General features: G+C 70.6%; 8 protein-coding genes and 1 pseudogene. All 9 read right to left on the bottom strand.

The features are described from left to right. Positions 1-276: pseudogene (locus ACYQ8L_RS17335) on the bottom strand (hypothetical protein); the annotation flags it as partial. Then, positions 273-755: a chemotaxis protein CheW gene (locus ACYQ8L_RS17330; RefSeq protein ID WP_459943075.1), complete on the bottom strand. Its 483-nt coding sequence runs from the start codon at positions 753-755 to the stop codon at positions 273-275. The pseudogene ACYQ8L_RS17335 and the gene ACYQ8L_RS17330, both read right to left, overlap by 4 nt. Continuing rightward, positions 748-1,602, bottom strand: coding sequence for a CheR family methyltransferase (locus tag ACYQ8L_RS17325; protein ID WP_459943074.1), 855 nt, complete (start codon positions 1,600-1,602; stop codon positions 748-750). Before ACYQ8L_RS17325 ends, ACYQ8L_RS17330 begins: the two co-directional genes overlap by 8 nt. Then, the gene (locus ACYQ8L_RS17320) at positions 1,599-2,465 is read right to left on the bottom strand and encodes a sigma 54-interacting transcriptional regulator (RefSeq protein WP_459943073.1); all 867 of its coding nucleotides are present in this window, start codon (positions 2,463-2,465) and stop codon (positions 1,599-1,601) included. Before ACYQ8L_RS17320 ends, ACYQ8L_RS17325 begins: the two co-directional genes overlap by 4 nt. Before the next feature lie 33 nt (positions 2,466-2,498). Beyond that, positions 2,499-4,736, bottom strand: a complete 2,238-nt coding sequence (locus ACYQ8L_RS17315) for a chemotaxis protein CheA (RefSeq protein WP_459943072.1) — start codon at positions 4,734-4,736, stop codon at positions 2,499-2,501. Positions 4,737-4,748: 12 nt separating this feature from the next. Then, the gene (locus ACYQ8L_RS17310; RefSeq protein WP_459943071.1) at positions 4,749-5,627 is read right to left on the bottom strand and encodes a CheR family methyltransferase; all 879 of its coding nucleotides are present in this window, start codon (positions 5,625-5,627) and stop codon (positions 4,749-4,751) included. After that, on the bottom strand, positions 5,624-6,502 hold the full coding sequence (locus ACYQ8L_RS17305) for an HDOD domain-containing protein (RefSeq protein WP_459943070.1): 879 nt from the start codon (positions 6,500-6,502) through the stop codon (positions 5,624-5,626). Before ACYQ8L_RS17305 ends, ACYQ8L_RS17310 begins: the two co-directional genes overlap by 4 nt. Beyond that, positions 6,499-7,527, bottom strand: coding sequence for a protein-glutamate methylesterase/protein-glutamine glutaminase (locus tag ACYQ8L_RS17300; protein WP_459943069.1), 1,029 nt, complete (start codon positions 7,525-7,527; stop codon positions 6,499-6,501). The genes ACYQ8L_RS17305 and ACYQ8L_RS17300 overlap by 4 nt, the downstream gene beginning before the upstream one ends. A gap of 232 nt (positions 7,528-7,759) precedes the next feature. Further along, positions 7,760-8,986 (bottom strand): MFS transporter, encoded by a 1,227-nt coding sequence (locus ACYQ8L_RS17295; protein WP_459943068.1) that lies wholly within the window; start codon positions 8,984-8,986, stop codon positions 7,760-7,762. Positions 8,987-9,444: the final 458 nt, after the last annotated feature.

Raw genomic sequence — 9,444 nt, 5'->3', positions numbered from 1 at the left:
CCCCCCCCCCCCCCCCCCCCCCCCCCCCCCCCCCCCCCCCCCCGCCACGGGCTCCCCGAGGAACCGCGACACCACATAGAGCGCCGCCGACTCCCGGAAGCTCAGGGCCACGTACCCCTGAAGCTGCCCGCTTAGGCCCACCAGCCCCGAGATGTCGAACGACCCCTCTTCGGCCCCCTTCAGGCGGGGCTGCCCCCGCTGGGCCTCGATGCCGGCCATGGTCTTCAGCACGTCCACCGTGGCGGCCAGGAACGGGTTTAGGATCTCGGCCCTCATGGCTCGAACTCCCGGAGCTCCTTCTCCTCGCCGGCTCCCAGGAGCTTGCGCAGATCCAGGAGGATCAGGAGCCGGTCTTCGAGCTTCACCACCCCCTGGATGTACTGGCGGTCCACGCCACCCACGATGGGGGGCGGTGGCTCCACGAGCCGCTCTGGGACCCGGAGCACCTCGCTCACGGAATCGACGATGAACCCCACGACCTTTTTCCCCAACTCCACCACCACGATCCGGGTGCTCCGGTCCCTTTCCCGGGGCGGGAGGCCGAACCGCTTTCGCAGATCGACCACGGGGATCACCTGCCCCCGGAGGTTCACCACCCCCTCCACGAAGCTCGGGGCGTGGGGGACCCGGGTGATCTCCATCATCCGGTTGATCTCCCGGACCTCCAGGATGTTCACGCCGAACTCCTCCTCCCCGGCGTGAAACGTGACGAGCTGCAGGATCTCGTCCTCCGCTGCTTTCTCGATCTCAGCCATGGCTCCTCCACGGAAAGAGGGTTTCGGGCGGGCACGGGGCATCGGTCAACTGGTACACGACCGTCCCGTCCCGGCGCACCGGGGTGGGGGCCCCCGGAACGTTCAAAAGGGTTTCCGAGCGGCCCACGATCAAAACGCCTTCCGGCACCAGCGCCGAGACCAGGCGCCGCACCACCCGGCGCTTGGCCTCGTGATCGAAATAGATGAGCGCGTTTCGGCAGAACACGGCGTGGAACCGTCCCGGCGGGGCCCAGGGATCCGGGCCCGCCAGGTTGATCTGCCGGAACTCCACCAGGGCCTGGATCTCGGGGGCCAGGCGGAACCGTTCCCCCTCCCTCCGGAAGTAGCGCTCCCGGTAGTACGGGGGCGTGTTGCGGAGCGCAAACTCCGAGTAGAGCCCCTCCCGGGCCTCGGCGAGAACCCTTCGGCTCACGTCGCTCGCCAGGATCTCGACGCCCCGGGCCCACCCCCGCTCGGCCAGGAGGATCGCCAGGGTAAAGGGCTCGCACCCGGTGGAGCAGGCCGCGCTCCACACCCGTACCGGCCCCTCGGCCCGCCAGCGGGGCCAGAACTCCTCCAGGAGTACCTCGAAATGCTCCGGCTCCCGGAAGAAAAAGGTCTCGTTCACCGTGAGGAGGTCGATCAGGGCCTCCCACTCGGCCGGCTCGGCGCCGGCGGCGAGCCGGCCGAGGTACGCGTCCACGTCGGGATACCCCGCCTCCAGGGCACGGCGCTCGACCCGCTTGCGAAACAGATGGGCCTGCCCCCCCTCGAACACGAGTCCGCACCGGCGGTAGAGTTCCTTCGCCAGGGGGCCGAACCGCGGATCGTCCCAGACCCGGCTCACCTGGCCCATCTCCGGGGACGAAACCGGTCGGGCCGAAGTCCCGTCCGCTCCATCAGGATGTAGAAGTCCTTCCGGGCCTTTCCGGCCAGCCGAGCCGCCCGGGCCACGTTCCCCTCGGTGGCCAGAAGCAGCCGCGCCACATAGTCCCGCTCAAACCGCCGCTTCGCCTCGGCGAAGGGCAGGATCTCGGGCCGGTCGGCCCTCGCCCGCGTCGCCGGCGCCGGCGGCCAGGGGCAGTCGGGCGACGGGGGAAACGAGGCCACGACCAGGGCCTCGAGCTCCCGCACGTTCCCGGGCCAGTCGTAGTCTATCGCCTCCCGCAGAAACGCGGGGTGGGGTTCGGGCACCTCGGCCTCGGGCCAGCGGCGGCGGACAAGACCCTCGATCAGGGCCGGCAGATCCTCGAGACGCTCCCGAAGGGGAGGCACCCGGAGCGGGAACCCGGCCACCAGATAGTACAGGTCCCGCCGGAACCGGCCCGCGTTCACCCGGTCCTCCAGGTCGCTGCGCGCCGTAAACACCCACCGCCAAGGGCCCTCGTCGTCCGCGGCTTCGAGCCATCCGAGTAAAAGGCCCTGAACCCGCGCCGGGGCCTCGTCCAACCCGGTCACCACCAGCGTGCCCCGCCCCCCTTGGGCCACGGCCCGCCGGATCCCCTCCTCGTCCCGACCGCTGGCCCACCGGAGCTCGCCGTCCCCGGCGAGCCCGTGGAGGACGCGGGCCGCGTGGCGCTTTCCGGTCCCGGTCTCTCCGTACAGGAGCACCGGGACCCGGGTCGAGGCCACCCGGTCCAAGGCCCGCCGCAGTTCCTCCGCCGCCGGGCTCGTTCCGTCGATCCGCCACCCCTGCCTCCCGTCGCCCATCGGGACCTCCCTGTCCCCACCGCACCGCGGCGGCTAGGCCGCCGCCCGTCCCCGCTCGGGCCTCGAGGCCAGATCCAGCACCTGGGTCACGTCGAGGATCAGGGTGACCCGGCCGTCCCCACGGATGGTGGCCCCGGCGACCCCGGGCGTGTCGGTGAGATACCCGCCCAAACTCTTGATCACCACCTCCTCCTCCCCCAGGAGCCCGTCCACCACGACCCCGACCCGTTTCTCCGCGAGCCCGAGGACCACCACGTACCGCCGCGCCGCGTCCCGGGGGCCGGCCACATCCAAAAGCCTTTCTAGGTACACGAGCGGCACCACCTGGTCCCGGAGTCGAAGCACCGGCACGCCGTCGAGGCTCTTCACCTGCCCCGGCTCCACCCTCACCGTCTCCACCACGCTCACCAGAGGGATCGCGTACACCTCCGGGCCTACCCGCACCAGGAGCGCCTGGATGATGGCCAGGGTGAGGGGGATCCGGACCTCGACTCGGGTTCCCCGGCCCAACTCGGAGTCGATGTCGATCATGCCGTTGAGCTTCTGGATGTTCGTGCGCACCACGTCCATGCCGACCCCGCGGCCGCTCACATTCGACACCTTCTCCGCGGTCGAGAACCCGGGGGCGAAGATCAGGTTGAACGCGTCCTTGGGGGCCAACCCGGCCGCGTCCTGGGGGCTCAGGATCCCCTTTTCCACGGCCTTCTGCTTGAGGCGCTCCGGGTCCATGCCCCGGCCGTCGTCGGCCACCTCCACCACGATGTGGTTCCCCTCGTGCCGGGCCGCAAGCCGGATCACCCCCTCCCGGGGCTTCCCGGCCGCGGCCCGTTCGTCCGGCCCTTCCACTCCGTGGTCCGCGGCGTTGCGGATCAGGTGGACCAGGGGGTCCCCAATCACCTCCACCACGGATTTGTCGAGTTCCGTGCCCTCTCCCTCCACCTCGAGCCGGAGTTCCTTGCCCAGGCTCCGGGAGAGGTCGCGCACCATCCGGGGGAACTTCCGGAACACCTTGCCGATGGGCACCAGCCGCGTTTTCATCACCGCGAGTTGGAGGTCCGACGCCACGAGGTCCATCTGGGCCGAGGTCTCGGTCAGAGCCTCCACCAGGTCGTCGCCGGCCCACCGCTCCTCGGCCTCGGCCCGCAACCGGGTGAGCCGGTTCTTGGCGAGCACGAGCTCCCCCACGAGGTTCATGAGGGCGTCCAGCCGCTCCACGTCGACGCGGATGGTCTGCTCCGGCGCGGTCTGCCGGGTTTCCTTTTGCCGGGCGAGCCCCCGCTCCACCACCTCGGGGGGCACGACGTTCCGCTCCACCAACACCTGCCCCAGGGGCTTTCCGGGCTCCTGGCTCCGGAGGGCCTCCTCCACCGCCTCCGCGGGAACGCCTTCCTCCTCCACCAGGATCTCCCCCAACCGCTTGGGCCGACCCGATTCCAGGGCCTCGTCCAACGCCCGGAGCACGTCGTCCACGGCAGGCCCGGCCTCGCCCGCCTGGGCCGCCTCGAGCAGCCGGCGGACCCGGTCCACGGCCTCCAGGACCACGTCCATCACCTCGCCGGTAGCCGTCATCTCGCCCTTGCGGAGCTTGTTGAACACGTCCTCCACCCGGTGGGTCACCCGGCTGATGGCCTCGAACCCCAGAAACGAGCTCGAGCCCTTGAGGGTGTGGGCCGCCCGGAAGATCTTGTTCAGGAGGTCCATGTCCTCCGGGGCCTCCTCGAGGGAGACGAGGTCCTGCTCCAGCTCCTCCATGAGCTCCCAGGCCTCCACAAAGAACTCCCGGACCACGTCGTCGTCCGCCGCCGGGGGCGGCGCCGCCGGGGCCTCGTCCGGGGAATCCTCCGGCGCCTGCGACCCCGGGGCCGCCGCCTGGCCCTCGGCCGCGGCCTTGAGGGCCGCGACGGCCGCCGAGGGGTCGGTACGGGTCTCCCCGTCGGTTTCCAGTTCGTCGAGGAGACTCCGAACGGTGTCGTGGGCCGTGAGGAGGGCCGCCGCGAGCTCCGGGCCAAAGGGCCGCTCGCCCCGCTTCACCGGCGCCAGGGCCTCCTCGGCCGCGTGGGTCAGGGCCTCGATCGTTCCAAACCCCATGAGCCCGGCCCCCCCTTTGATGATGTGCATCTGGCGGTACAGCTCGGCGTAGGTTTCCGGGTCCCCCTCCCCCCGCTCCAAGGCGAGGAGGATCTCGGCCGTGCGCTCCAGGCACTCCCGGGCGTCGGCGAGATAGTCCGGGAAGATCTCGGCCATGTCGGGGGCGATGCGGTCGGTGGGCATGGACGGCTCTCCTCACGGTTCCGCGGGCTTGCGGTAGGCCATGGCGCCCGGGAAATGGATCAGCTTGAAGGCCTCGGTCACGCCATGGAGGGACTCGCTGTGGCCGACGAACAGGTAGCCCCCCGGATCGAGCGCCCGATAGAAATGGTCCACAAACTTCTGCTTCGCGGGCTTGTCGAAGTAGATCAGGGCGTTTCGGCAGAAGATGGTCTGGAACCCCCGCATCCGGCCCATGCGCAGGTCGTCGGCGAAATTCAGGATGCCGAACTCCACGAGCCGGCGGACCTCGTCCTTGACCCGGAACCGGTCAGGGCCCAGGACCTCGAAGTACTTCTGGGCGTAGTAGGCCGGCGTCCCGCGAAACGAGTACTTGGTGTACTCGGCCTCCTTGGCCTTGCGGATCATGGACTGGGCGATGTCGGTGCCGTAGATCCGCACGTCCCAACCGCTCAGGTTCGGGCCCAGGGCTTCGAGGATCAGCATGGCCAGCGTGTAGGGCTCCTCCCCCGAGGAACAGGCCGCGCTCCAGACGCGGAGGCTACGCCGGCCGCGGGCCTTGAGGCCCTCGAGGAGCTGGGGCAGGACCTGGCGCTGGAAGGCCTCGAGCTGGGTCCGGTGTCGGAAAAACGAGGTCTCGTGGGTGGTCACGGCGTCGAGGAGTTCCATGAGCGCCTGGCGCCCCCGGGCCGGGGATGCCAGGAGGGCCAGGTACTCGTCCACCGTGGCCACCCCGGCTCCTTCGATGAGCCTCGAGAGCCGGTTTTCGAGGAGGTATTTCTTGTTCTCGGCGAAAAACAGGCCGCTTCGCTCGTACAAGAACTCCCGGATGCGGGTGAACTCCCGCGGGCTCAGCTCGAGCCGCGGCCGCCCCAGCTCCGGCGCCCCGGTCACGACTCACCCCCCAAGCGGGCCAGCGCCCGGGCCATCTCGACCTCCTGGTCGAGCTCCAGGGTGAACCGGGCGAGGTCGAGGTCCCTGAGTTCCGGGCGGGCCGCCTCGAGGAGCCCCCAGGCCGGATCGTCGGTGAAGCAAACCGCCACCCGGTCGCCCCCGAACCCGATCTGCTTCACCTTGGCAAAGAGGTCGGCCAGGTGCACCAGGGCCGCCAGGGTCTGGTGCTCGCCGGCCTGACCCGGGTCGTGGTGGTCCCGGATCGCAGCCCGCAGGGCCTCGGGGAATCCCCACCGCTCGGCCAACCATCCGCCCAGACGGGCGTGGTCGGTGCCGAGCACCTCGGGCTCGACCTCGTAGAGGGCCACCTGCCGTCGGGCGGCCAGATCGAGGCAGCGGGCGAACTCCTCCGGGAAGTGGTGGCCCAGGAGGATCTTCCCCACGTCGTGGAGAAGACCGGCCGCGTACTCGCTTCCACTGGGCAGCCGGAGCATCCGGGCCATGGTCTCGGCGATGAGGGCCACGCCGGCCGAATGTTCCCAAAACCGGTCCCAGCGGAACGCCTCGCCCCCGAACGAGCCGGAAAAGTCGCGGATCAAAGAGAGGGAGAGGACGATGTTCCGCACCTGCGTCATTCCCAGGAGGGCCACCGCCCGCTCGACCGAGGCCACCTCGCCCCGCAGCCCGTAGTACGGCGAGTTGGCCACCCGGAGGACCTTGGCGGCCAGGGCCGGGTCGTTTTCCACCACGGCCGCGAGTTTCCCGAAATCCGCCCCGGGGTCCCGGGTGAGGCGCATGACCTCGGCCGCCACCGCCCCGATCGTGGGGATCTCCCCTGACCTCTCGATCACCTCCACCAGCCGTTCCAGGCTCATGAGGCCGCCTCCCGGATCGCGGGGCCGATCCGTTCCAGGGGAAGCACCGCATCGGCCGCCCCTGCCTCCACCACGGCCCGCGGCATCCCGTAGACCACGCAGGTCTCCGCGCTCTGGGCCACGACACGGCCCCCTTGGCGCCGGATCTCCCGGGCCCCCTCGGCCCCGTCGGACCCCATGCCCGTGAGCACCACGGCCAGGGTGTCGGGAACCGGCACCTGGGCCACCGACCGGAACATCACGTCCACGCTGGGGCGATGCAGGGTGTCGGCCGGCCGCTCGGTGACCTGGAGCACCAGGCCCCGACCGTCCCGGTGGACCACGAGATGGCGGCCCCCGGGGGCCACGAACCCCCGCCCGGGTTCGAGCCGGTCGCCCGACTCCGCCTCCTTCACCGAAAGCCCCCCGGCGGCGTCGAGGCGCTTGGCGAACGCCCCCGTGAACGCCTTGGGCATGTGCTGGACCACCACCACCGGGGCCCCGAACCCTTCGGGCAACTCGGCAAACACCTTCTGGAGCGCCGGGGGCCCCCCGGTGGACGCCCCGATCGCCACCAACCGTGCGGGGCCGAGGCTCGGAACCGTCGCGGGCTCGGCTCCAGGCGCCGGCACCGGCCTTGGAACCTGCGCCCTCTTGCGGGCCACGGCCTTCACCTTGGCCCGCAGCGCCTCCCGGATCTTCACCACCTCGAGCACGTTTGCGCCGATGTTCTTGGGCAGATAATCGACGGCCCCGAGGTCCAGGGCCCGGAGCGTCACCTCGGCTCCCTCCTCGGTGAGGCTCGACACCATGACCACCGGCCGCGGCGACTCGGCCATGATCCGCTGGAGCGTCTCCAGGCCGTCCATGCGGGGCATCTCGACGTCGAGGGTCACCAGGTCCGGGTCCAGTTCCCGCACCTTGGCAAGCGCCTCGAGGCCGTCCCGGGCGGTTCCCACCACCCGGATCTCCGGATCCTCTTCGAGCATCTTCTGGAGGGCCTTCCGCATGAAGGCCGAGTCGTCCACCACCAGCACTCGGATCAACCGACTCCTCCCGGCCAAGGGGTTACGTGTTCAGCCCGCCCTCGCGGGATGGATCGGCAGGTGCGCGTCGGAACTTGACCCCTTTTTGCCACAGCCCGGGCCAACCCGCCGGCGGACCCGGGGTTCCCGCCCCCCATCGGGAAGGGCGCCGCGACAAACGGTTCTCTCGGTGACACGGGAAACAGAGTTGGTGGGTAGGGAACTGGCCGGGGCCGGGAGGCCCTCTGCGTTCCTACGCCCCCTGCCCCCCGGAGCCCTGGCGGGAAGGGTGGGTGTCGGGGGTTCCCAGGTAGGCCAAGGTGCCGAGGCCGAGGCCCGCCACCAGCACCCCGAAGGCCGCCTCGTACGCGCCCGGCCGCCACGCGAGCACCCCGCCGATCGCCTGCTGGAGGAGCGCCGGGCCCAGCATCACGAAGAAGTTCACCGCGGTCACGGCCGTGCCCTCGTACCCTTCGGGCACGAGCTCCTTCACGTGGGCGTACAGAAGCGACCGGAACGCCGAGAAGAACGCGAACGCCCCGAGCGCCACGCCCCAGCCGGCCGGCGTCGGGGGCCGGGCGACGCCCAAGAGGGGCAGCAGAAACACGAGCCCCACGGCGTTCCCGCCCACCACCACCCACTTGCGGCTCGGGATCCAGCGGTCCGACAGGAGCCCTCCTGCGGCGCTCCCGAGGGCGGTGAAGAGGCCCAACTGAAAGAGGATGTTCCCCGTTTCCACCCGGGAGTACCCCAGGTTCTCCATGAAGAAGGGCCCGCCCCACAGCCCCTGCACGCTCGCCACGGCCGCATACCCGGTGAGGGCCAGGGGCACCATGGCCCAAAACCCCGGCATCCGGGCCAGGCGAAACAATCCACCCAGGGAAGAACCCCGCTGCCCGCCCCCGGGATCCCCCTCGGGCCGGTCCCGGACCACCACAGCCAGGACCCCGGTGATCGCCAACGTGGCCACCCCGAAGCCCAAAAACGACGCCCTCCATCCCACCCGCCCCACCAACTCGGCGAGCGGGGTCGCGGCCAGGAGCGACCCCAGGGTGCCCACGGCCAGCATGAGCCCGGACACCCGGCCGAAGGCGGCCGCGGGAAACCACCTCGCGAACAGTTTGAAGCTCCCCATGAGCACTGGCGCCATGCCGAGGCCCATGAGCACCCGACCCGCGAGAAGCCCGTACCAGCCGGGGCTCAAGGCGAACAGGATGCATCCGGCCGCCCCCAGGGCGGTGGCGCCGATCAGGATCCGCCGGGCTCCCCACCGGTCTAGGGCGAGGCCCAGGGGGATCTGCACCGACGCGAAGGCGTAGAAAAAGGCGCCCCCCAGGACCGAGAGGCGCACCGGGCCGAGCCCGAACTCCCGATCGAGGTCCACGGCGATCACCGCCGTGCTCATGCGGTAGAACTGGGAGAAGCAGTACATGGCGGCCAGGACCCCGAACAGAACCCAGGCCTGACGCCGGTTGTCCATGGGGACGATCCTCCGAAGGCATGCGAAGATCTCGCTGGACGCGGGGGCGAGACCGGCGACCGTGGGCCGCGGTTACTCGAGAGCTCCGTAGGCCGCGGAGCGCGGCCTGCTTGCGACCGATTGACACGCGCAAGCGCCGGGGCGCGCGCTGGTGGGCGGGGCAAGGGGCCCCGGTGTGGGAGCGCCTTCCAAGGCGCGACCCGGGCCGAAGGCCCGAAAGAAAGGGCGTCGCGGCTTGGAAGCCGCTCCCACAGGCTGGGACAGCCGCTGACGCTGGAATCCCAAAGGATTTTCGCGTCCTAGCATCCCAGCCTCCCAGCGTCCTAGCAGGAAGTTACTTGGAAGCTCCATAGGCCGCGAGGCGCGGCCTGTTTGCAAAAACAATAACTTCCGCCTCAGCCACACGGTGCGCCGTGGCCGTCTGGACCAAGGGACCGACGACCGCGAGACCGCCGACC

Source organism: Deferrisoma palaeochoriense, assembly GCF_054656955.1.
Note: the sequence above shows the minus strand (reverse complement) of the source record. Positions and strands in the feature narration are given on the sequence as shown.

What these genes read in the sequence shown, in the direction of transcription:
- ACYQ8L_RS17330 (WP_459943075.1), bottom strand. Translation starts at nt 755, where the DNA reads ATGGCTGAGATCGAGAAAGCAGCGGAGGACGAGATCCTGCAGCTCGTC.
- ACYQ8L_RS17320 (WP_459943073.1), bottom strand. Translation starts at nt 2,465, where the DNA reads ATGGGCGACGGGAGGCAGGGGTGGCGGATCGACGGAACGAGCCCGGCG.
- ACYQ8L_RS17315 (WP_459943072.1), bottom strand. Translation starts at nt 4,736, where the DNA reads ATGCCCACCGACCGCATCGCCCCCGACATGGCCGAGATCTTCCCGGAC.
- ACYQ8L_RS17305 (WP_459943070.1), bottom strand. Translation starts at nt 6,502, where the DNA reads ATGAGCCTGGAACGGCTGGTGGAGGTGATCGAGAGGTCAGGGGAGATC.
- ACYQ8L_RS17295 (WP_459943068.1), bottom strand. Translation starts at nt 8,986, where the DNA reads ATGGACAACCGGCGTCAGGCCTGGGTTCTGTTCGGGGTCCTGGCCGCC.